Source organism: Methylobacterium sp. 37f (assembly GCF_023093475.1).
In the GTDB taxonomy this organism is placed as follows: Bacteria; Pseudomonadota; Alphaproteobacteria; order Rhizobiales; family Beijerinckiaceae; genus Methylobacterium.
Genome location: NZ_JAGHKN010000012.1, coordinates 17,332 through 39,204, shown reverse-complemented (window position 1 = coordinate 39,204; position 21,873 = coordinate 17,332). Strand labels below are relative to the sequence as shown.

The 21,873-nt window shown below is 68.3% G+C and carries 25 protein-coding genes; 9 read left to right on the top strand and 16 right to left on the bottom strand.

Annotated features, from left to right (window positions below; translation table 11 throughout):
• Positions 1–44 precede the first annotated feature (44 nt).
• The 6 genes from J7U37_RS10350 to croR form a co-directional block, all read right to left on the bottom strand.
• Entirely contained in the window at positions 45–1,253 is a 1,209-nt protein-coding gene (locus J7U37_RS10350) for an ABC transporter permease (protein ID WP_247635655.1), read from the bottom strand.
• On the bottom strand, positions 1,250–2,236 hold the full coding sequence (locus J7U37_RS10345; protein WP_247635654.1) for an ABC transporter ATP-binding protein: 987 nt from the start codon (positions 2,234–2,236) through the stop codon (positions 1,250–1,252). The genes J7U37_RS10350 and J7U37_RS10345 overlap by 4 nt, the downstream gene beginning before the upstream one ends.
• Before the next feature lie 7 nt (positions 2,237–2,243).
• On the bottom strand, positions 2,244–2,666 hold the full coding sequence (locus J7U37_RS10340; protein ID WP_056482839.1) for a DUF2141 domain-containing protein: 423 nt from the start codon (positions 2,664–2,666) through the stop codon (positions 2,244–2,246).
• A 17-nt stretch (positions 2,667–2,683) separates the two neighbouring features.
• Positions 2,684–4,264: a phytoene desaturase family protein gene (gene crtI / locus J7U37_RS10335; protein WP_056482546.1), complete on the bottom strand. Its 1,581-nt coding sequence runs from the start codon at positions 4,262–4,264 to the stop codon at positions 2,684–2,686.
• 184 nt (positions 4,265–4,448) lie between these two features.
• On the bottom strand, positions 4,449–5,189 hold the full coding sequence (locus tag J7U37_RS10330) for an RNA methyltransferase (RefSeq protein ID WP_056184309.1): 741 nt from the start codon (positions 5,187–5,189) through the stop codon (positions 4,449–4,451).
• Between the two features lie 76 nt (positions 5,190–5,265).
• Positions 5,266–5,745 carry a MaoC family dehydratase gene (gene croR, locus J7U37_RS10325; RefSeq protein WP_247635653.1) on the bottom strand — a complete coding sequence of 160 codons (480 nt, stop codon included), beginning with the start codon at positions 5,743–5,745 and terminating at the stop codon, positions 5,266–5,268.
• A gap of 288 nt (positions 5,746–6,033) precedes the next feature.
• Between croR and J7U37_RS10320 the strand changes: the two genes are divergently transcribed.
• The 3 genes from J7U37_RS10320 to J7U37_RS10310 all read left to right on the top strand — a co-directional run bounded on the left by J7U37_RS10320 (position 6,034) and on the right by J7U37_RS10310 (position 7,822).
• Positions 6,034–6,672: a cation transporter gene (locus tag J7U37_RS10320; RefSeq protein WP_056183797.1), complete on the top strand. Its 639-nt coding sequence runs from the start codon at positions 6,034–6,036 to the stop codon at positions 6,670–6,672.
• 16 nt (positions 6,673–6,688) lie between these two features.
• Positions 6,689–7,534 (top strand): metallophosphoesterase, encoded by an 846-nt coding sequence (locus tag J7U37_RS10315; RefSeq protein WP_056183795.1) that lies wholly within the window; start codon positions 6,689–6,691, stop codon positions 7,532–7,534.
• 66 nt (positions 7,535–7,600) lie between these two features.
• Positions 7,601–7,822 (top strand): hypothetical protein, encoded by a 222-nt coding sequence (locus J7U37_RS10310; RefSeq protein ID WP_056183792.1) that lies wholly within the window; start codon positions 7,601–7,603, stop codon positions 7,820–7,822.
• A gap of 21 nt (positions 7,823–7,843) precedes the next feature.
• On the opposite strand, the gene J7U37_RS10305 is transcribed toward J7U37_RS10310, so the two are convergent.
• A complete protein-coding gene (locus J7U37_RS10305; protein ID WP_247635652.1) occupies positions 7,844–8,221 on the bottom strand; it encodes a 4a-hydroxytetrahydrobiopterin dehydratase in 378 nt (125 codons plus the stop codon).
• Between the two features lie 250 nt (positions 8,222–8,471).
• Here J7U37_RS10305 and J7U37_RS10300 point away from each other — a divergent pair, with 250 nt between their 5' ends.
• The 6 genes from J7U37_RS10300 to xoxJ all read left to right on the top strand — a co-directional run bounded on the left by J7U37_RS10300 (position 8,472) and on the right by xoxJ (position 15,079).
• A complete protein-coding gene (locus J7U37_RS10300; RefSeq protein ID WP_247635651.1) occupies positions 8,472–9,464 on the top strand; it encodes an ABC transporter substrate-binding protein in 993 nt (330 codons plus the stop codon).
• A gap of 55 nt (positions 9,465–9,519) precedes the next feature.
• Complete coding sequence (locus J7U37_RS10295) at positions 9,520–10,257, top strand: ABC transporter permease subunit (RefSeq protein WP_056183787.1); 738 nt, start codon at positions 9,520–9,522, stop codon at positions 10,255–10,257.
• Positions 10,238–11,008 carry an ATP-binding cassette domain-containing protein gene (locus J7U37_RS10290; RefSeq protein WP_247635650.1) on the top strand — a complete coding sequence of 257 codons (771 nt, stop codon included), beginning with the start codon at positions 10,238–10,240 and terminating at the stop codon, positions 11,006–11,008. Before J7U37_RS10295 ends, J7U37_RS10290 begins: the two co-directional genes overlap by 20 nt.
• Positions 11,009–11,681: 673 nt before the next feature.
• The gene (xoxF1, locus tag J7U37_RS10285) at positions 11,682–13,484 is read left to right on the top strand and encodes a lanthanide-dependent methanol dehydrogenase XoxF1 (protein ID WP_247635649.1); all 1,803 of its coding nucleotides are present in this window, start codon (positions 11,682–11,684) and stop codon (positions 13,482–13,484) included.
• A gap of 135 nt (positions 13,485–13,619) precedes the next feature.
• Positions 13,620–14,225 (top strand): c-type cytochrome, methanol metabolism-related, encoded by a 606-nt coding sequence (locus tag J7U37_RS10280; protein WP_282103755.1) that lies wholly within the window; start codon positions 13,620–13,622, stop codon positions 14,223–14,225.
• Positions 14,225–15,079, top strand: a complete 855-nt coding sequence (gene xoxJ, locus J7U37_RS10275) for a rare earth element methanol dehydrogenase accessory protein XoxJ (RefSeq protein ID WP_247635648.1) — start codon at positions 14,225–14,227, stop codon at positions 15,077–15,079. The genes J7U37_RS10280 and xoxJ overlap by 1 nt, the downstream gene beginning before the upstream one ends.
• A gap of 89 nt (positions 15,080–15,168) precedes the next feature.
• Here xoxJ and folK read toward each other — a convergent pair whose 3' ends face one another.
• The 9 genes from folK to pqqA all read right to left on the bottom strand — a co-directional run bounded on the left by folK (position 15,169) and on the right by pqqA (position 21,749).
• Entirely contained in the window at positions 15,169–15,642 is a 474-nt protein-coding gene (folK, locus tag J7U37_RS10270; RefSeq protein ID WP_247635647.1) for a 2-amino-4-hydroxy-6-hydroxymethyldihydropteridine diphosphokinase, read from the bottom strand.
• 17 nt (positions 15,643–15,659) lie between these two features.
• The gene (gene folB / locus J7U37_RS10265; protein ID WP_056183776.1) at positions 15,660–16,034 is read right to left on the bottom strand and encodes a dihydroneopterin aldolase; all 375 of its coding nucleotides are present in this window, start codon (positions 16,032–16,034) and stop codon (positions 15,660–15,662) included.
• The gene (gene folP, locus J7U37_RS10260; RefSeq protein ID WP_156376059.1) at positions 16,031–16,804 is read right to left on the bottom strand and encodes a dihydropteroate synthase; all 774 of its coding nucleotides are present in this window, start codon (positions 16,802–16,804) and stop codon (positions 16,031–16,033) included. The genes folB and folP overlap by 4 nt, the downstream gene beginning before the upstream one ends.
• Before the next feature lie 432 nt (positions 16,805–17,236).
• Positions 17,237–17,617, bottom strand: coding sequence for a hypothetical protein (locus J7U37_RS10255; RefSeq protein ID WP_056183771.1), 381 nt, complete (start codon positions 17,615–17,617; stop codon positions 17,237–17,239).
• Positions 17,598–18,323 carry a hypothetical protein gene (locus J7U37_RS10250; RefSeq protein WP_056482580.1) on the bottom strand — a complete coding sequence of 242 codons (726 nt, stop codon included), beginning with the start codon at positions 18,321–18,323 and terminating at the stop codon, positions 17,598–17,600. The genes J7U37_RS10255 and J7U37_RS10250 overlap by 20 nt, the downstream gene beginning before the upstream one ends.
• A complete protein-coding gene (gene pqqE / locus J7U37_RS10245; protein WP_247635646.1) occupies positions 18,320–19,477 on the bottom strand; it encodes a pyrroloquinoline quinone biosynthesis protein PqqE in 1,158 nt (385 codons plus the stop codon). The genes J7U37_RS10250 and pqqE overlap by 4 nt, the downstream gene beginning before the upstream one ends.
• On the bottom strand, positions 19,474–20,556 hold the full coding sequence (gene pqqC / locus J7U37_RS10240) for a pyrroloquinoline-quinone synthase PqqC (RefSeq protein WP_247635645.1): 1,083 nt from the start codon (positions 20,554–20,556) through the stop codon (positions 19,474–19,476). The genes pqqE and pqqC overlap by 4 nt, the downstream gene beginning before the upstream one ends.
• 142 nt (positions 20,557–20,698) lie before the next feature.
• Positions 20,699–21,601 carry a pyrroloquinoline quinone biosynthesis protein PqqB gene (gene pqqB, locus J7U37_RS10235; RefSeq protein WP_247635644.1) on the bottom strand — a complete coding sequence of 301 codons (903 nt, stop codon included), beginning with the start codon at positions 21,599–21,601 and terminating at the stop codon, positions 20,699–20,701.
• Positions 21,602–21,659: 58 nt separating this feature from the next.
• Positions 21,660–21,749, bottom strand: a complete 90-nt coding sequence (pqqA, locus tag J7U37_RS10230; protein ID WP_055889187.1) for a pyrroloquinoline quinone precursor peptide PqqA — start codon at positions 21,747–21,749, stop codon at positions 21,660–21,662.
• Between the last annotated feature and the right edge of the window lie 124 nt (positions 21,750–21,873).

The window sequence follows — 21,873 nt, the reverse complement described above, 5'->3', positions numbered from 1 at the left end:
TAACCGGTCGCGGCGCGGACTTTCACCGGCTTTGGCTCCGCAATCTACCCCGCCCGCCGCGACACCAGCCTCAGCGCGAGACCCAATCCCACCGCCGCCACGATCCCCATCACGCCCCAGGCGGGCAGGGCAGCGGTCCAGCCCTCGCTCAGGGCGTTCTGGTAGCCCTCGATCGCCCAGGCGTTGGGGGTCAGCCAGCCGGCTTGCTGCAGCCAGGGCGGCATCAGGAAGCGGGGCACCATGCTGCCGCCCACTGCCGACAGCAGCAGCACGCCGAAGGTGGCGGCCAGATGCGCCTGCTGGCGTGTGGCCGAGGCCGCGCAGGCGGCCAGCGCGAGGCCGGCGGCCATGGCGGAGACCAGCAGCGAGGTCACCAGCCAGGCACCCAGGTGGGGCAGGATGTCGACCCCGTGCAGCAGGGCGGCGGCGCTGAAGATCAGGCCGGCCTGGACCAGGCCCTGGCCGACCAGGAACAGGAACTTGCCCAGCACCACCACGGCGAGGCCGCCGGGCCCCGCCATCAGACGGTCGGCGAGGCCCGACTGGCGCTCGTCGACGAGGGAGAGGGCGCCCTGCATGGCGGCGAACAGCAGGAACACGGCGGTGATCGCGCCCGCGTAGTAGCTGACGCGGTCGTTGGTGGCGCCGGAGGCGGTGCTGCGCCGCTCGACCAGGGTGGCGAAGGAGAACGGCTCCTTGCGGGCGCGCTGCTCCGCGAAGGCCTGGTTGAGGAAGGCACGCTCATCCGGGCCGATCTTGCCCGAACGCTCCACGTCGGCGACGATCCGGGCCAGGACCACGTCCGGCAGGGCCTCGTTGAGGACGCGCTGGAGTTGGCCGAGGGCGATCGGGGTTGCCAGCGCCTTGGCGGGGTTCTCGATCAGCACCACGGGCTGGTCGGCGCGCGTCGAAGCGCCTCCCGGCGAGCCGGCATCGAGGTCGCCGCGCAGCACCAGGGCGACATCGACCTCGCCGCGCCGCACCGCCGCGAGCGCGCCGTCGAGATCGGTGGCGGAGAGGCGCCCGACCCGCAAGGACGGATCCGCCTCCAGGGCCTGCATCAGGCGCTGCGTCGTCGGCGTCCGCGCGAGGTCGAGCAGGCCGAGATGGATGCGGATGCGGTCGCCCAAAGCGCCGGAGAAGATCGCGGCGAAGATCACGAAGATCACGGTGGGCAGCACGAAGGCCATCACCAGGGCGGCGCGGTCGCGCACCAGCCCGAGCAGCATAACGCGGAAGGCGGCCGAGATCATGCGGTGCGCTCCCGCGCGACGGCCCCGTCGCCGGCCTGCGCCGAGGACTGCGCCAACGCATCGCGATAAACTGCCTCCAGGCCGGGCGCGCGGATGCGGATCTCGGCGATCGGCACCCCGGCATCCCGGAGGGCGGCGAGCAGGTCGGCGCCATCGCGCGGCTTGTCGGAAAGCCGGCGTGCCCGCCAAGTCGAGCCGGTATCCACGGGCAGGAAGCCGGTCCGGCGCAGCACCGCCTCCGCTGCCGCGTCGGCGGGGGCGACCAGGGCCGCCTCGTGCTCGGGCGCATCGGCGCGGAGGCGCGCCAGGAGTTCGGCCAGGCGTCCGTCGGTGACGATCCGGCCCCGGGCCAGGATGAGGACCCGGTCGGCCAGGCGCTCGGCCTCGGCGAAGTCGTGGGTGGCCACCATGAGGGCTGTGCCCGCTTCACGCAGGCGCCCGAGCACGGCGTGGATCGCCGCCCGTGCATGAAGGTCGACCCCCTGCGTCGGCTCGTCGAGGAGGACGAGGCGGGGCCGCGCCATCAGGCTGGCGGCGATGTTGACCCGGCGCTGGTAACCGCCGGAGAGCAGGCCGACCGGGCGCTTGGCGACCTCGGCAAGCGCGCAGAGCGAAAGCCCGCGGGCCACCGCCTCCGCCCGCTCGCGCCGCGCGACCCCCGCGAGCTGGGCGAACACCGACAGGTTTTCGGCCACCGACAGGCGGGGATACAGCGCGATCTCCTGCGGCACCCAACCGATGGCCCGCCGGGCGGCCGGACTGCGATGCGGATCGTCGCCGGCGAAGCGGACGGTGCCGACCTGCGGGGCCAGACGACCGGCGATGAGGCGCATCAGCGAGGTCTTGCCGGCGCCGTTGGGTCCGAGCAGGGCGAGGGTCTCGCCGGCGCCGAGGGTCAGATCGACGCCCTCCAGCACCGGGGTGCCCCGATAGGCGAGGGCGGCGCCGGCCACCCGCAGGAGCGGCTCGGAACGGGCGCTCACGCGGTTCTCAGCGGCGGGGCAGGGCGCGCGACAGGCGGACCCGGACGGTCGCGCCGGGCTCGCGCACGGAGAAGCGCGCGCGCGCGAAGTCCGGGCGTGCGGAGCGGGCGGTCTCGCCGGAGAACCCGTAGGGCTCGAGCGGCAGGCCGAGGCCGGTGCGATCGAGGCGGCCGTTGCCGTTGCTGTCCTGATAGGCGACAGCCGCGTAGACCCCGGGCGCCACATTCGCGAACACGAAGCGCTGCGCCACGGCCTGGGGTGGGGCCTGCTGTCCCGTCTGGCAATCGGCCTCGGTCAGGCCGTCCTGGCACAGGGCGACCGAGAGCAGGCCGGCGGGTTCTATGCCTTCGACCTCCACCGCCACGGTGGCGGCCGGCGCTGCACCCGCGCCGAGACAAAGAGCGCAGACGCCCGCCGAGGCCTGCGACAGGAGCCGGGCCGAGCGCCTCAAGAGGCGTCGCCCGAGGCGGCGAGCGGGGCGGTGGTGGGGATGCCCGCGCTCGTCGCGCCGACGCGCCCTGCGGAGAGTTCCTCGATGAGGAGGCGGGCGGTGATGCGCGCGCCCTCGTAGATCACCGGCAGGCCGGAGCCCGGATGGGTGCCGCCGCCGACGAGATAGAGCCCCGGCCCGAAGCGATTGTGCGGCCGGAAGTAAAGCATCTGCATTAGGTCGTGCGCGAGATTGAAGGTGGCGCCCTCGTGCACGAAGAAGTCGTCGCGCCACTCGGTCGGATCGACGATGCGCTCGTAGCGGATGCGTGATTCGATATCGCCGAGCCCGAGCAGTTTCAGGCGGTCGAGGACGAGTTGGCGATAGGTCTCCCGCAGCCCGCTCCAGTCGATGCCCGCCTTGAGGTTCGGAACCGGAACCAGAACGTAGAGGCTGGTCTGACCGGGAGGCGCCATGCCGCCGTCGGTGAAGCCCGCATGCTGCACGTAGAGGGAGGGCTGCATCGGCAGGATGCCGTCGGTGATCTCCCGGATGTTGCGGGCGTAATCCTCCGACAGCAGGATGGTGTGATGGCCGAGCGCCTCTGGCATCGGCCCGTCGAGGCCGAGATACAGCATGAAGGTCGAGCAGGAGAGGCGCGCCTTGGCGATCTTGGCATCGCGCCAGCGCGGGCGATGCTCCTGCGGCACCAGATCCTGGATGACCTTGGCGAAGTCGCCGTTGATGACCACCGCGTCGGCATGGATCGTCTCGCCGTTGCAGACGACCCCGCTGGCGCGCTTGCCTTCGAACAGCACCCGATCGACGCCGGCCCCGAGCCGGATATCGACGCCCATGCGCCGGGCGAGCCCCGCCATGGCCTCGGAGACCGCGCCGCAGCCGCCGACCGGATGGTAGACACCATGCTCGTATTCGAGGAATGACAGGATGGTGAACAGGCTCGGGCATCGGAACGGCGACATGCCGAGGTATTTGGTCTGGAACGCGAAGGCGAGGCGGACGCGCGGGTCCTTGAAGTAGCGTTGCAGGTCCTTGTCGACGCTGCGGCCCGGATGGAGATGGGGCAGGGCGGCGATCATCGCCGGGGACGCCATGGCCCGCAGGGTGTGGAAGGCCTGCTCCAGCACCGGCTTGAAGAACTTCAGCTTGACCCGGTTGTCGGCGAAGAACTTGCGCACGTTCTTGGCGTCGTCCGGCGCGATGCGCGCCACCTCGGCCTCGAGCCGGTCCATGTCGTTGGTGGCGCGGATCTCGCCGCCGGCCTCGAACACGAGATGGTATTGCGGATCGAGCCGCTCGAGCTTGACGTGGTCCTCGAGGCGCTCGCCGCAGGTCTCGAAGATGTCGGCGAGAATCTGGGGATAGAGGAAGAAGGTCGGCCCGATATCGAAGCGGAAGCCGCCCGGAGCCTCGATGGTCTTGGTGCGGCCGCCCACCGCCGGATCCTTCTCCAGCAGCGTGACGTGAACGCCCGCTCGGGCCAGGAGGAGGGCGGTGGCGAGGCCGCCGGGACCGGCGCCGACGATGATGACGCGGCGTCCGGACAAGGTCCGCAAGCCATCCCGTGACTGCAACAACGCTACCTACTCCTTCGTCTGCGCCCTCACCCCTGCCATGTGGCGCGGAACGATGGTCCGTCCAGGGCTCGAAAGCCGTGCGCGTAATCTTGACCGTAGCAGCGCGTGCGGCAATGGGGGCGCAATGTCGCGCGTAATCTTGGTCGCGCGTCATCGTGGTGTCGGCGCCGTATTCGTTCGGCGCTCAGCGCGAGGTTGTCAGGTGGTGGAGCGCGATGGCGCCAGCCGTGGCGACGTTGAGCGAGTCGAAATCGGCCGCCATGGGGATGCGCACGGTGCGCAGGCGCGCCATCAGAGCCGGCGGAAGACCTGGCCCCTCGGTGCCGAGGATCAGCAGGGTGCGGTCCGGGCGGGCCAGACCGGACAGGATTTCGCCACCGCCCGGGCTGAGGGCGAGCGGGGTCAGCCCGTGACGATCCGCGTAGGCCAGGAGCGCGTCGGCATCGTCCAGGCGGCGGAACGGCACCGTCAGGGCTGCGCCGGCCGAGACGCGGATCGCCTTGCGGTAGAGCGGATCGCAGGTGGCCGCGTCGAGCAGGACCGCGTCGGCGCCGAAGGCGGCCGCGTTGCGCAACAGGCCGCCGACATTGTCGTGGTTGGTCAGGCCGACGAGGCCGATCACCAGGACGGATGCGGGCGCGGGCGGCAAATCCGGCTCGACCTCGGGTCCGCGCAGGCCGACCGCGAGCACGCCCCGATGGATGGGAAAGCCGGTGATCGCGCTCATCACCGGCTTCGTCGCCGTGTAGAGCGGCACCCCCTCGGGCAGGCGACGCAGGACTTCTTCGAGGCCGTCGAGCCGCTCCGGCGCGAGCAGGACCGATTCGAGCCCGAAGCGCGCCCGCCCCGAGAGCATGACCCGCAGGGTCACCTCGCCCTCGACGATGAAGCGGCCGGCGCGCCCGACGAGGTCGCGCTCGCGCATCGCCGTATAGGGCGCGAGGCGCGGATCGGCGGGATCGTCGATGGCGACCGGCTTGGGGGCGGCGCTCAAGGCGGGGTCAGGCGCCCGCCGGACGTCCACCCATGCGCACCGCGAGCGGATCGGCCTCGGCCTTGGTCGGCACCTTCACCAGGGCCTCGCCGTCGAGGACGACCTCGCCGGCCACCGAGCAGATGCATTTCAGGCGCGCCCGGCGGCGCTCCGGCACCAGTTCGGCCACCTCGACGGTGACCTGGACCGTATCGCCGATGCGAACCGGTGCCCGAAAGTTCAGGGTCTGGCTGATGTAGATGGCGCCGGGGCCCGGCAGGCGGGTGCCGAGCACCGCCGAGATCAGGCCCGCGGTGTAGAGGCCGTGGGCGATGCGGGTGCCGAAGGGCGTGCGGGCCGCGAAGTGTTCGGAGAGGTGGATCGGGTTGCGGTCGCCGGTGATCTCGGCGAAACCCACCACGTCGGAGGAGGCGATGACCTTGTTCAGCGTCTCGGACAAACCGAGTTCGAGGTCCTCGAAGTACAGGACGCGCAGTTCGGGCATCATCGGCGTTTTTCCCTGATCGCGATTGGTGGCACGACGATCGCGTGCGGCGTGAGTGTCTTGCAGAGTCGCTGTCGGACGGCTTGGCTTTTCGCCTCGCACAGGCGGCGGGCCAAATCCAGTATCAGCCTCGCGAAAAGCCGAGGGTCGACAAGCAACGCTTCGCACGAGGTCTCGACAGGGGGACGCCTCTCGCGTCAAGGAGGGCGTCACCGGGCGGAGGTCCCGACCAACCGCGAGCCTTGCGCCCGCGCGATCACCCCTCCGCCACCTCCAGTCGAGCAGCGTTCCGTGCCCGCCACCCCCTCCGCCACCCTGCGCCCGGTCGTCGCCCGCGTGGCGGGATTGAATCTCGGGTATTTCGCCGTCGAGATCAGCGTCGCGCTGGCGATCGGTTCGCTGGCGCTGATCGCCGACAGCCTCGACTTCCTGGAGGATGCGGCAATCAACCTGCTGATCTTCGCCGGGATCGGCTGGAGCGTGCGCAACCGGGCCCGCCTCGGGGCGGTGCTGGCCGGCATCCTGCTGCTGCCCGCGCTTGCCACGGCCTATGCGGCCTGGGCGAAGTTCGCCACGATGGCGCCACCCGCCCCGGTGCCGCTCACGCTCACCGGCCTCGGCGCGCTGGCGGTGAACCTCACCTGCGCGATGATGCTGAGCCGCCACCGCTCGGGCGGCGGCAGCCTGACCCGGGCGGCCTACCTCTCGGCCCGCAACGACGCCTTCGCCAACCTCGCCATCATCGCCGCCGGTCTCGCCACCGCCCTGACCCTGTCAGCCTGGCCGGACCTGATCGCGGCTGCCGGCATCGCCATCCTCAATGCCGATTCGGCCAGCGACATCCTGAAGGCGGCGCGGGCGGAATGGCGGGCGGCCAAGGCTGTGTCCGAGCCCGCGCCCGAAACCGAATCCGGTTCATCGCTTCCCTGAGAGGTTCCGCGCCGTCATGCGCCTGTTCCCGATCTCCGACCTGCACCTGGAACGCCGTCGCCTCGAGGTCATCCCGCGCCCGGGTGCGCCCTTCGACGTCCTGGTCTGCCCCGGCGACCTGCACGAGGGACGGCCCGAATCGGGGCTCGCGGCGCTGCTGGCCCTGGCGCAGGGCCGTCCGATCGTCCTGGTCCCGGGCAACCACGAGCATTATGCGCCGACCGGGGACGGGCGCACCGCGCCGGACCTCCTCAAGGCCCTGGAGGCCGAGGTGGCGCGGCTGAACCGGGCGGGCGCGGCGATCCACCTGCTCCAGCGGGCTTCGTCCATCCTCCTCGACGGCGTCCGCTTCGTCGGAACCACCCTGTGGAGCGACTGGTCGCTGGCCGGTCGCTGGCTCGACGAGACGGTGCCGGACCATCCCCCGGACCCGGTCGCGTTCGCAGCCGCGCGCATGACCGACCCGGTGACCGGCTCACGCGAGTTCCGGGGTTCGATCCGCAACGGCGACGGCTCGGTCTGGTCGCCGGCCGACGCGATGGCGGCCCATGCGGAGGAGCGCGCCCTGCTGATCGCCGCCCTGTCGCAGCCCCATGACGGCCCGACGGTCTGCATCACGCACCATCCGGCGAGTCCGCGGGCAGCGGATGCGTTCCGCCACGTGCCCGGCGTCCCGTGGTGGGTTCCGGCCTTCTACGCCACCACCGTGCTGGAAGACCTCCCCGAAGCCGCGCGGCCCGACCTATGGGTCTCGGGGCATTTCCATGCCGGGCACGACCTGTGGGTCGGCCGCACCCGTTGGGTCGCCAACCCGGTCGAAGGCCGGGATTTCTCGGCCGATCACATTCTCACGATCGGGTGAGACCCGAGGCCTGGCACGGGCGTACCGTATCCGAGCCGTGTCGGAGCCCCCTCAGGAAAGCCCCCCATGAACGCCTTCATCGCCGTGGTCCTCGTCTGCGCCAATGGCATCCCGATCGAGGGCTGCACCGACGACCGGGCGAGCGAAGTCCGCAAGGTCCGCGTCTCCAACGAGCTCGGCTGCACCAACGGCTGGCAGGAGATCATCGCCCGCACCGACCTGCGGGACGAGGTGGGCAAGACCAGCTACCTCAAGACCGAATGCCGCCGGGTGAAGCAGGCGGACTGAACCGCCCGCTGCGCGGTCCGGCTACCGGTCGTGCTTGATGTAGGCGAAGCGCGGGTCGGTCGGGGTGCCCTCCAGGGCTCCGCCCTCGGTTCCGGGCTGCCACCCCACGACCTCCTCGATCTTGGCTGCGAGGGCGAAATCCTTCTCGGTGACGCCCTTGGCGGCGTGGTTGGTCAGCCGCACCTCGACCCACGCATAGGAGGCGGTGATGTCCGGGTGATGCCAGGCGGCCTCGGCGAGGTGCCCCACCGTGTTGATCACCATCAGCGTGCTCTTCCAGCCCGAGGTCTTGTAGGTCCGCTTGATCCAGCCCTCCTCGAGGCGCCAGGCCGGCAGTTCCTCGGCGAGCCGCACCGTGATCGTTGCGTCGTCGATGACGTCGTCCCGTGTTCCGGCCATGATTCCGTTCCTCCCGGTAAGATTTCAGGGCAGCCTGCGCCGCACTCCTGAAGCATGCAAGGTGGTCCGGACCCACTGAATTCGGTCCGAGGCGTCGACCGAAAGCCCCCGGGGGCGACCATCGGCCTCCGGCACCCGCCCGATCGGCCAGTGGACGCTCTCCACCCGAACTCCTATGAAGAGCGCCAACCAGCGCCGGCCCTCTCGGGACAGACCGGACGTTCGACCGAGAATTCAGGGAGAGTCCCCCATGCTGTCACGGCGCGCACTGCTCGCGACGGCGGCTCTCTGGCCCCTGCCTTTCGGCCTCGCCAGGCCGGCCCGCGCAGCCGCGTCGACGTTCCGGGTCGGGAGCCTGCCGTTCGGGACGGTGTCCTGGGAAGCCGCGGTGATCAAGGCCCGCGGGCTCGACAGCGCCAATGGCTTCACCCTCGACGTGGTCAAGCTCGCCGGCAACGACGCCGCGCGGATCGCTTTCCTGGGCGGTCAGGTCGACACCATCGTGGGCGACCTGCTCTGGGCGGCGCGCCTCGGCAACGAAGGCCGGTCGATCCGCTTCTTTCCCTACTCGACCACCGAGGGCTCCCTGATGGTTCCGGGCGACAGCCCGATCCGGACGCTCGCCGACCTCAAGGGCAAGCGCCTCGGGGTCGCCGGCGGCCCCCTCGACAAGAATTGGCTGCTGCTGAAGGCGCAGGCCCGGGACACCGCCGGGATCGACCTCGAGACCCAGGCCGATCTCGCCTTCGGCGCTCCGCCGCTGCTGGCGCTGAAGCTCGAGCAGGGCGAGCTCGATGCCGGGCTGCTGTACTGGACCTACTGCGCCCGCCTCGAGCCCAAGGGCTTCCGCCGCCTGATCGGCTCGGACGACATCATGCGGGCCTTCGGCGCCACCGGCTCGATGGCGCTGATCGGCTACCTCCTCGACGGCGAGACCGTGAAGGAGAAGCCGGAAACCGTCGAGGGCTTCGCCCGTGCCTCCAAGGCCGCCAAGGAGGCGCTCGCCAACGATCCGAAGGCATGGGACGTGGTGCGCCCCCTGATGGCGGCGGACGACGAGGCCACCTTCCAGGCCCTGAAGCGCGACTTCCTCGCCGGCATCCCGCGCCGGCCGCTGGCGACCGAGCGGTCTGACGGCGAGAAGCTGTTCGGCGTGATGGCGCGCCTGGGCGGCGAACGCCTGGTCGGGCCGGGCGCGACCCTTCCGCCGGGCCTCTATTTCGATGGCGGCGGGAATGGCTGAGGCGCCGGGCGCGGCGCGCGCCCTCCGAGGCCCCGGCGCCATGACGCCCTGACCCATGGGCTTTGCCACCCGCCTCGTTTCCGTGCTGATCCTCCTTGCCGGGTGGCAGGTCGCGGCCTCCGCTGCCGGCTCGCGGCTGCTGCCGCCCCCCCTCGCGATCCTGGACTTCATCGCGCGGGAATCGGCGCGCGGCGACCTCTGGTGGAATGTCGGCATCACCCTCTCGCGGGTGGGCATCTCCTTCTTCCTGGCGATGACGCTGGGCGTGCTGCTGGGCATCGCGCTCGGCCGCTCCCGCCGCCTCAACCTCGTCCTCGACACGCCGCTCCTCATCCTCCTGAATACCCCGGCCCTGGTGATCACGGTGCTGGCCTACATCTGGGTCGGCCTCAACGAGGCGGCCGCGATCGTCGCGGTGGTGCTCAACAAGCTGCCGAACGTCGCCGTGATCCTGCGCGAGGGCGCCCGCGGCCTCGATCCGCAATTGGAGGAGATGGCTCGGACCTACCGCTTCGACCGGCGGACCTGGATCGCCCACGTGCTGGTGCCGCAGCTCCAGCCCTTCGTGGTGGCGGCGGCGCGCTCCGGCCTGTCCCTGGCCTGGAAGATCGTGCTGGTGATCGAACTTCTGGGGCGCCCGAACGGGGTCGGCTTCGCGATCAACTACTACTTCGTCCAGAGCCTGAACGTGGCGGCCATCCTCGGCTACAGCCTCGTCTTCATGAGCGTGATGATCGCCATCGACATCCTCATCCTGCAGCGACTGGAAGCCTATGTCCGACGCTGGCGCTGAGGGGAGCGGTTCGGCCGATCGCGGCGATGCGGCCCTGCGCGTCGTCATCGCCCGCAAGGTCTACGGTGCCGGCGGTCCGGAACCGGTGGAGGCGGTGCGCGATCTCGCCTTCTCCGTCGCCGCCGGCCAGATCACCTGCCTGATCGGCCCCTCGGGCGCCGGAAAGACCACGACCCTGCGCATCCTCCTCGGCCTCGACCCCGATTACGAGGGCAGCGTCACGCCGCACCCGGACGAGGCCGGCATCGCCATGGCGTTCCAGGAGCCGCGCCTGCTGCCGTGGCGCACGGTGGAACAGAATGTCCGCCTCGCCCTGCCGCGCACCGCGCGCCGGCAGGATCTCGACGCGCTGTTCGCCTCACTCGGGCTTACGCCGTGGCGGAGTCGCTATCCCGGTGCGTTGTCGCTCGGAATGGCGCGGCGGGTCTCTCTGGCGCGGGCGCTGGCGCAGAAGCCCGGCATCCTGATCCTGGACGAGCCCTTCGTCTCCCTCGACGATACGTCCGCGGCGGCACTGCGCGCCCTCGTGGTGGAGGCGGTCGATCGCACCCGGATGGGCGTCCTGATGGTCACCCACAACGTCGCGGAGGCTATCGAGATCGCCGACCGGCTGCTGCTGGTGTCCGGCCGGCCGGCGACGCTGCTGGGCAGCATCCCCCTCGAAATCGCCCGGGGCAGCCGCGAGCGGTCTTGGATCGAGGCCCGCCGAACGGATCTCGCGATGCGATTCCCCACCGTCATCGCCGGCTGATTCTCAGGGCGGACCCACGAAGGCCCGCCCGTGACGCGAAGCCTCCGGCGGAACTCCTCGACCGGATGCGGCGAGACCGCGCATCGAAACCTCTCGACTCGGGCAGATTCGGCAACGGCTCAGTTCCTCGGATGGCCGGCGCATCGGCCACGCCTTCTGAATTATTGTTCTACTTCTCTCGCCGATCTTGGCAGACGCTTGGTATGCCACCGTACCGTCGCCAAGGTCAGCGTGCCGGAAGCATGCCAGAGAAGCTTTCGCGACAGCCCCATGCACCCCTCGCATGAAGAATGTCGGAAGGTGATAAAAACTCTTTGTCTTAGCGCCAGCTTGTATTGCACTGCACCATATGATGTTGCGCAGCCTGCGCCATGTCGTTCCCTTGGAATCATTCACGAGGACTTGTGCGCGTCGCAGGTAGAGGGCGCGCAAGCGAGTTGACGCCGGCGGAATTTTTCTTAGAGTTCATTCAAGCTTCGGTTTCGAGGGGCGCCGCAAAGGGATAGCGGCCCCTGACCGTAAGGTTCTTGCAACCATCCTCTCAAGGATGGGAAGCGAAGGACTTGGCGTCCGCTACCGTAGCGAACCTATCCCTGTCGCAAACAGTCAGATCACAGCGTGATCATGCGGATTTTCCGTAGGATCGCAGCTGTAAGATCTGTCGGAGGAATCCATGAGAGCGGTACATCTTCTCGCACTCGGCGCCGGCATGGTCGCTTCGACCACGGCGTTCGCCAACGAAGACGTCCTGAAGCGCACGGCCAACCCGGCCGAGCAGGTCCTTCAGACCGTCGATTACGCCAACACGCGCTATTCCAAGCTCGACCAGATCAACGCCAGCAACGTGAAGCAGCTCCAGGTCGCCTGGACCTTCTCGACCGGCGTGCTGCGCGGCCACGAGGGCTCCCCGCTCGTCGTCGGCAACATGATGTACGTCCACACCCCCTTCCCGAACATCGTCTACGCCCTCGACCTCGACAAGGACGGCGTGATCGTCTGGAAGTACGAGCCCAAGCAGGACCCGTCGGTGATCCCGGTGATGTGCTGTGACACGGTCAACCGTGGTCTCGCCTACGCCGATGGCGCCATCATCCTGCACCAGGCCGACACCACGGTCGTTTCGCTCGACGCCAAGTCCGGCAAGGTGAACTGGTCCGTCGTCAACGGCGACCCCAAGAAGGGTGAGACCAACACCGCCACCGTTCTCCCGGTGAAGGACAAGATCATCGTCGGCATCTCCGGCGGCGAATTCGGCGTGCAGTGCCACGTCACCGCCTACGACGCCAAGTCGGGCAAGAAGGTGTGGCGCGGCTACTCCGTCGGCACCGACGCCGACATGATCATGGATGGCGAGAAGACCACGTCGCTCGGCAAGCCGGTCGGCAAGGACTCCTCACTGAAGACCTGGGAAGGCGATCAGTGGAAGACCGGCGGCGGCTGCACCTGGGGCTGGTTCTCCTACGATCCCAAGCTCGACCTGATGTACTACGGCTCGGGCAACCCCTCGACCTGGAACCCCAAGCAGCGTCCGGGCGACAACAAGTGGTCCATGACCATCTGGGCGCGTAACCCCGACACGGGCGCCGCCAAGTGGGTCTACCAGATGACCCCGCACGACGAGTGGGACTATGACGGCATCAACGAGATGATCCTCACGGATCAGAAGGTTGACGGCAAGGAGCGTCCGCTCCTGACGCACTTCGATCGTAACGGCTTCGGCTACACCCTCGATCGCGCCACCGGCGAGCTCCTGGTCGCCGAGAAGTTCGATCCGGTGGTGAACTGGGCCTCCAAGGTCGACATGGACAAGGGCTCGAAGACCTACGGTCGTCCGCTCGTCCAGGCCAAGTACTCCACCGAGCAGAACGGCGAAGATACCAACTCCAAGGGTATCTGCCCCGCGGCTCTCGGGACCAAGGACCAGCAGCCTGCTGCGTTCTCGCCCAAGACCAACCTGTTCTACGTGCCTACCAACCACGTCTGCATGGACTACGAGCCGTTCCGGGTGAGCTACACCCCGGGTCAGCCCTATGTCGGCGCGACGCTGGCCATGTACCCGGCTCCCAACAGCCACGGCGGCATGGGTAACTTCATCGCCTGGGACGGCGTCGCTGGTAAGATCAAGTGGTCGAACCAGGAGCAGTTCTCGGTGTGGTCGGGCGCTCTCGCCACCGCCGGTGACGTGGTGTTCTACGGTACCCTCGAGGGCTACCTGAAGGCCGTCGACTCCAAGACCGGCAAGGAACTGTACAAGTTCAAGACCCCGTCGGGCATCATCGGCAACGTGATGACCTACCAGCACAAGGGCAAGCAGTTCGTCGGCATCCTGTCGGGTGTCGGTGGCTGGGCTGGCATCGGCCTCGCGGCCGGCCTGACCGACCCGAACGCCGGTCTCGGCGCGGTGGGTGGCTACGCTGCCCTCTCGAACTACACCAACCTCGGTGGTCAGCTGACCGTCTTCTCGCTGCCGAACTAATCGGTCGCACGTAGCGGTAGATCAAAGGGTGCCGGCGCGGGTTTCCGCGCCGGCACCTTTATGATTAGAATTGGAAGAACAACACGCGAAACACGCGGCTCGTGAGCCGACGTGGTGTTCCTGGGAGAAACGTCGTTGTACACCATTAGCAAAGCCGTCATCCGTCCTCTCGCGGCAGCGATTGCCCTTGCGTCGTTCTCGACGCTCGCCGTGCAGGCCCAGGATGCGAAGAAGGCTGATCCGGCCCTCGCCAATCAGCTCGATCCCAACGCGTCCGAGAAGGACTCGAAGCTGATCGACAAGTTCGCGGCCGTGAAGGTCGAGGACGGAAAGTATCAGGACGCCGAGGGTCACCCGACCTATCACATCACCAATGACGGCAAGAAGTTCGACTGGTACGCCTACTCGGGCTACCGCCGCTATCATGCCGAGTGCCACGTCTGCCACGGCCCCGACGCCATGGGTTCGACCTATGCTCCGGCCCTGAAGGACTCGCTCAAGACGATCAACTACGAGGAGTTCATCGGCATCCTCGCGGGCGGCAAGCGTGACTCGCAGGCTGGCCAGGAGCGCGTGATGCCGGCCTTCGGCGATAACAAGAACGTCATGTGCTACGCTGACGATCTCTACGTCTACCTCAAGGCCCGTGCCTCCGGCGCCATGCCGCGCGTGCGCCCGACCGACAAGGAAGACAAGCCCGATGCCGCCAAGGCGGCCGAGAAGGAGTGCCTGGGCGGCTAATGACCCGCTCACGCATCCGGACATATGTCGCGCTCGCGCTCCTGCTGCTCTCGGCAGGAGCGCGACCCGTTTCCGCACAGTCGCTGCCGGATCTGGTGACGACCGATACGCTGCGGGTCTGTGGCGATCCGGGCAACATGCCGTTTTCGCAGCGTAAGGAAGACGGCTTCGAGAACAAGATCGCGGCGATCATCGCCGACGAACTCAAGGTCAAGATCCGCTATTACTGGCTGACGCAGGGACCGGGTTTCGTCCGCAACACCCTCGGCACCGGCCTGTGCGATCTCATCATCGGCTCGGCCGCCGGCGGTGAACTCGTCCAGCACTCCAATCCCTATTATCGCTCCGCCTACACCCTCGTCACCCGCAAGGGTGAACTCGACGACGTGACGCGTCTCGACGATCCGAAGCTCAAGGGCAAATCGATCGGCGTCATCGGCGGTACGCCGCCGGTCAACCGGATGGGCGAAGTCGGCCTGATCACTGCGATGAAGGCCTACGCACCTTACCAGCTCGATCCGTCGCGCAAGCACCAGACGGTCTCGGCCGAGGTCATCGCCGATCTCGCCGAGAAGCGCATCGACGCCGCGATCCTGTGGGGACCCGCCGCCGGCTGGCTCGCCAAGCAGAGCGGCGTGCCGATGAGCGTCGTACCCCTGTTGCAGGAACCCGACCGCCCGCCGCTCACCTTCCGCATCGCGCTCGGCGTGCGGCTGGAGGAGAACGACTGGAAGCGGACACTGAACACCATCCTGCGCAAGCGTCGGACCGATATCGAGCGGGTCCTGCGGGATTACGACGTGCCGCTGCTGGAGGAAGAGGGCAACAAGCTCCTCGAGATCCCGGCGCCCTGAAGCGGCTCCCTCGGACCTGACGAACCACACGGGCGGCGGAGAGAATCCGCCGCCCGTGTGGTTTCCGGACTGTCCCGGCATCTCGCAGGTTAGACGCGTTCGATTCCGGTGGGGTCGAGCTTCGCCAGGGCCTCCGTCACTGTCTCGGGGCCGATGCGCAGGTCCGGTGCGATCTCGGCGAGCGGCACCAGCACGAAGGCGCGCTCGCGCACGAAGCGATGCGGCAGCACCAGGCGCTCGTCGGAGATCGCGGCCCCCGCATAGGACAGGACGTCGATATCGATCACCCGTGGCCCCCAGCGGCGCTCGCGGACCCGCCCCATGGCCGTCTCGATGGCCAAGCCCGCCTCCAGCAGCGCATGGGGCGTCAGGGTGGTCTCGACGCCGATGGCCGCGTTTAGGAACCAGTCCTGATCGGTGTCGCCCCAGGGCGGCGTGCGGTAATTCGAGGAGCGCGCGACCACGCGGATACCCGGCGTCGCGGCGAGTCGCGCCACCGCGTCGGCCAGCGTCGCGGCCTTGTCGCCGAGATTGCTGCCGAGGCCCAGATAAGCCACGTGCACCAACGTGTCCGCGGCCGTCATCGGCCGCCCGCCCGCGTTCGGACGATCTCGATGGCGACGCCCTCGATCACCGCCGGCACGGGAGCGCTCGGCTTGTCCACCCGCACCCGAACTTCGGTGATGGCCGGGTGCTGGCCCAAGATGTCTTCGGCAATCGCCTCGGCCAGCGCCTCGATCAGGGCGAAGCGCCGCTCGGTGGCGATGCGGGTGACGATCTCGGTGAGATCGGCATAGCTCACGGTCCGGGCGACGTCGTCGGACCGGCCGGCGGGAGAGAGATCGAGCCGGCAATCGAGGGAGATGTAGAAGCGCTGACCGAGGCGGGCCTCCTCGGCCAGGAGACCATGATAGGCGAAGACCGCGATGCGGGTGACGAGGATGCGGTCGCTCATGCGGGCCTCCGAAGCACGGCATCGACCACCCGAAGGGCATCGACATGGGGTCGCACATCGTGGACGCGCACGATCTGTGCCCCGAGCGTCGCCGCCAGGACGTGGCTGCCGATGGAGCCGAACAGCCGGTCCACCGGGCGGGTCTCGGCATCGTGCAGGCGCCCGAGCAGCGACTTGCGCGAGACCCCGACGAGGACCGGGTAGCCCAGGGCAACGATCTCGGGCAGGCGCCGAAGGGCTTCGAGATGCTGCTCCCAGCTCTTGCCGAATCCGATGCCGGGATCGAGCACGATGTCGCGGTCCGGAATGCCGGCCGCCCGGGCGATCGTCAGCGAGCGTTCGAAAAACCGCAGCATGTCGGCCACGATGTCGATCGACGCGTCGATGCTCTCGCGGTTGTGCATCACCATCACGGGCGCGCCGTGATCAGCCGCAACCCGGGCGATGTCGGGCTCCCGTTGCAGGCCCCAGACGTCGTTGACGATGCGGGCGCCGGCCTCCAGCGCCACGCGCGCCGTCGAGGCCTTGTAGGTATCGATGGAAATCGGCACCGGCAGGCGCGGGGCGAGATCGCGGATCACCGGGAGGATGCGGGCCTGCTCCTCCTCGGCCGAGACCGGCACGTGGCCGGGGCGGGTGGATTCTCCGCCGATATCGACCAGGGCCGCTCCCTCCGCCACAAGTGCCTCGGCTTGAGCGCGCGCGGGATCGAGGTCCGCGAACCGACCGCCATCGGAAAACGAATCGGGTGTGACGTTGAGGATGCCCATCACGAGCACCCGCCGCCCGAGATCGGGCAGGAGCGTCGTCAGCGAAGCCGGCAGATCTGGGGGCACGGGACTCTCACGGTCGGAGCGGCCGGGGCGGGCACGCCGCACGATCGACCGGGATGCCGCTGTCTTTGAACGCAATGCGAGGCCGGAGCAACGCCGGAGGCAGTCGATCGCGGACCACGGCGCTCCGTCACTCCGGTCTTCGGCTCTTGCCGCGACCCCGGACGTCTGAGGGCGTTGCGGCGCATACGTGGGGCCAACATCGGGTTACGCCGACCGTTACTGGAGCGTACGCCTCTCGGGACGATCCTTCATTGTCGACAACCACGGGCGGCACCCCGAGACGCTGGGGCACCATCCCGGTTTCTCTCGACGCGCCGACCCGCAGGGGCCGAAATTCCAGCCCGTGCGGGCGGCACCGTGCGTCCGTCAGGTCCCGCCGCGATAACAGCGGATCTCGGCCTCGGCCTGGGCACGGCGCAGGTCGGCGACCTGGTCGTCGAACACCTTCGTCGATTTGAACTGGGTGGTGCGCTGGCCGATGCCCTGGCGCAGCGACAGCACCGTGCTGGCCTGGACGTACTTGTCGTAGGACAGCAGCGACGCGAGGGCATCGAGGGAGCAGGAGCAGCGCGACAGGGATTCGCGGGACTGCCCGTTGGCGGCCATGCAACCGAAGATGTAATCGGCGCGCGCCTCGGTGGGATAGTCGTTCTCGAGCTCGGCGGCGGCCAAAGGTCCGGCCAGGAACGCGACGGCGCAGGCCCCGGCGGCCACGCCGCGGGAGAGCTTAACCAGCGTTCTGATCATAGGTCAGGTTCTCTTGCAGGAGTTCGCCGCCCTCGGCGTTCTTGGACGAGGCTTCGATCGAGACCAACTCGCCCGGGACCGCGTCGGACGTGACGAAGGTATAGGTCAGGTTCTCGAAGCCACGCATACGCTCCTTCATCTTGTCGCCGACGAAGGGCTGGGTCGTGATGCGCCAAGCGTCCACCTTCCGGCCTTTATAGTCGACCTGCGTCGGCGTCACGGTGGCGTTGTCGCGCAGGCCCTTGCGGATCGCGTTCTTGATGTAGCGCGGGTTGGCCATCAGCACGCGGGCGAGATCCATCAGGTGATGCTCGAGGAAGAGCGTCATCACCGGGTTGCCCGGCATGTCCTCGAACGGGCCGGCCGGGAAACGGTTGGCTCCGGAGAACATCTGCACCCGGATGTTGCGGTTCTCGGCGGCGTTGCCCGGCTCGATGCCGAGCTTGATGGTATCGTCGAGGGGCGGTCCGAACGGCCCCTTCGAAATGCCGCTGCGGCGCAGGTAGGTGTAGGTCAGGCTCGTTCCGGGCGGGACATTCTTCATCTGCGGCTGCTCGAAGAGCAGGTCCGAGGCATTGGGCGCCGTCGTGGTGTTGGTCTTGGTGACGGCAGGCACCTCGGGGCTCGCGGGCGTGGCCGGCGCGGTCTGGGCGAGGGCGGGTGCGCCTGCGAGCATCAGCAACGCGGCAAGTGTGACGGGCTTCAAAGCGGCGCTTCCTCATTCAGCGGCGTACGCACATTGGGCTGCACGTTACTGCCGATGGTCCGGTAGACGTAATCGGGCGGGGTCTCGGCCGCCTCTTCGACGGCGAGGTCCCGCACCTTGGCGTGGAGAGGCGAGAGCGAGCAGGCCGGGTCGGTCGCCGCCGCATCCCCGGCGAGTGCCAGGGCCTGGCAGCGGCAGCCGCCCCAATCCTTCTCCCGCCGGTCGCAGGAGCGGCAGGGCTCCTGCATCCAGCCCGTACCCCGATAGGCCGTGAAAGCCGGCGAATGCGCCCAGATATCTCCGAGCGAATGATCGGACACGTACCAGAATTCGAGGTTCGGGATCGTCTCGGCCGCGTGGCACGGCAGCACCTTACCCTGCGGCGTCACGTTCATGAGCTTGCGGCCCCAGCCGCCGGCGCAGGCCTTGGGGTATTTCGCGTAGTAGTCCGGCACCACCAGATCGATGACGAGCTGCCCCTTGAGGCGCTCGCGAGCGGCCTCGACGATCCGAATCGAGCGATCGACCTCGGCCTTGTTCGGCATCAGGGCGGCACGGTTCACGTAGGCCCAGCCGTAATACTGGGTGTGGGCGACCTCCAGGCGCTTGGCCCCGAGCTTGACCGCGAGGTCGATGAAGCCCTCGACCTCATGAATGTTGCCCCGGTGGATCACCGAATTCAGCGTCAGCGGCAGGCCGAGGTGAGTCACCCGCTCGGCGAAGGCGAATTTCTGCGGCTGGGCGTTCTTGAGGCCGCCGATCTTCTCGGCGTTGGCGGCATCGACGCCCTGAACCGAGAGCTGCACGTGGTCCAGACCTACGTCATACAAGGCGTCGAGCTTGGCGAGCGCGCCGCCGACGCCGGAGGTGATGAGGTTGGAGTAGAGCCCGAGCTTGGCGCAGGTCTGGGTGATCTCGACGATGTCGTTGCGGGCCGTCGGCTCGCCGCCGGAGAGATGGACATGGAGCACGCCGAGGCCCGCCGCTTCCGTCAGCACCCGCTGCCACGTGGCGGTGTCGAGTTCGCCCGAACGCCGATCGAGTTCGAGCGGATTCGAGCAATAGGGACAGCGCAGGGGGCAGCGATGGGTGAGCTCCGCCAGGAGCCCGACCGGTGCGGGCAGAGTGGGGACGTTCGGCGTGATCGCGTTCATCGCTCCAGAACCCGTTTCGTGGCCAGATCGTTCAGCATCACGAGGATGTCGGCCTCGATCACGGCGGGGTCCGCCGTGAACTTCTCGCCGAGCAGGGTGGCGATGTCGCGCACGCTGCGCTGGCCGTCGACCAGTTCGAGAACCGCCACCGCGTTGGCGTCGAGGTCGAAGGTTCGCTCGGGCGCCAGCAGGACGTACTGATCGCGCACGGCGTCATGGCGCAGGCGCACGCCGCGCGGCAGGCGCGGCACGTCGTGGGCCGTGATCGTGCCGGTGCCGGCCGCCTGAGAGATCGCCCGCTCCGGCACCAGGCCGGCGCCCGGCGTCCAGGCATCCGGCGGAATCATGCCGGGGGCGACGTAGGCGAAGTACAGGGCGTCGAGCTGAGTCCACAGTACGTTGCACTTGAAGGTCAGGGCGTCCATCGCCTGACGCTGCAACGCCGGCGTGGTGGCGTGCTCCTTGACATACGCGATGGCAAAGTCGGCATCCCGCGGCGCCTGGGTCAGACGCTTGTCGAAATAGGCCAGCGTGTCCTTGGTGATGAAATCGTAGTTCTTCAGCATCCCGGCGACGCGCTCGGAGATGATGGTCGGCGAGAACATCTCGGTCAGCGACGAGGCGATGGCCTCCAGCAGCGAACGCTCCTTCACGAAATGCACGTAGGCGTCGACCGAGAAGCGGGTCGCCGACAGGATCCCTTGCGTGGATTCCACGTAGTCGCGTGCGAAGCCGACGCCCTCGGCGAGCTTCAGCCAACGTTCGATGCCGCCATCGCCGGGCGCATCGCCGTCATGATCGACGATGCGCTGGCGCCAGACCCGGCGCAGGGACGCGTCGGTCATGCGAGCCAGCACGGCGGCGTCCTTCACCGGGATCATCGCCTGGTAATAGTAGCGGTTGAGCGCCCAGGCCCGGACCTGATCCTTGTTCAGCTTGCCACCGTGCAGCAGGCGATGAAACGGGTGCAGGTTGTGGTAGCGGCGCGCGCCGATGTCGCGAAGCGCCGCCTCCAATTCCTCAGGCGAGAGCAGGCGCTGCGCCTCGTCGGTCTTCGGGGTCGGAAAGGGCGCGGTCATGGCGTGGCTCGCGGATCTGCGGGGTCGGTTTTAGGAACTTTTCTTATCCTTTGCGGACCGAGCCGTGAAGGGATCGGCTCAGATCACGCAATTCAATCGGACACAATGTATGGTCCCGGCACTAAATTGCCAGCCGGACGCGTCACGAAAGGTCGAGCGTCAAACCGTCATGGGCCACGGTCCAGCCCTCGGCCTCGACCCGGCGGCGCTCGTCCGAGCCTTCCACCAGCACCGGGTTGGTGTTGTTGATGTGAACGAAGACCCGGCGCCCGATGGCCACATCGGCGAGCGCCGCGATGGAACCGCCCTCGCCGGTCATGGGCACGTGGCCCATGCGCCACCCGGTCTTGGTGCCGACACCGGCCCGGATCATGTCGTCGTCGAGGAGAACGGTTCCATCGAACAGCAAGGCCTCGACACCGCCGATCCGGGCCTTCAGCCCCTCGGTGACGCGGGCACAGCCGGGGATGTAGGCGAGGCGGCGCCCGTTCGATTCGATCATCGCCCCCACGGTGGTCTCGGTCTCGGCGCCAAGTTCCAGGGTCTCGTCCTCGAGCCAGAGCGGCACCTTGCCGGGCACGGCGAACAGCGTCACCGTCAGGCCGGGCACCGGCTCGAAACTGCGGTCGAGGGCGATCGGTTCGCGTGCGACCACGCCCGAGGCCATCACGTCGAAGACCCGGTTGGCCTTGACCGAGTCGAGGATGCCGGCGGTGCCGTAGAGCGTGAAGGGCTGCCCCTCGCGCAGCGTCAGCAGCCCGGCGACGTGGTCGACGTCGCCGTTGGTCAGCAGAACCGCGTGGATCGGCGAATGGCGCAGGCCTTCGCGCGGATGCATTGCGGGATTGTCGAACAATTGCTGGCGGATATCCGGGGAGGCGTTCACCAGGAGCCAGCGTTCCCCATCGGGGGAGACGGCGATGCTCGACTGGGTCCGCGGCCTGACGCGGGTGGCGTCCTCACGGGCAAGGGCGCAGATCGGGCAGCGGCAATTCCACTGGGGAAGGCCGCCGCCCGCGGCCGAACCGAGGATCAGGACATGCATGGGGAAACCGACGCTGCCTCAAGAACCCTCGGGTTCAACGAATCTCAGTTGCGAGAGATCAGTTGAAGGTGTCGATCTCGGCGGACTCGTAGCTGGTGACTTCCATGCCGACGCAGATCTCGGAAACGATGGGGGCAGCCCAGGTCATGGTGTTTCTCCTGAAGGTTTCTTCTGAACGTCAGCAGCATCCCGATCCCATAAGAAGATCGTAAGACACTGACGGCGCAGTGGTTTCTGTCGCCGGAGTGATATCGACAATTTGGCTCGGCAGT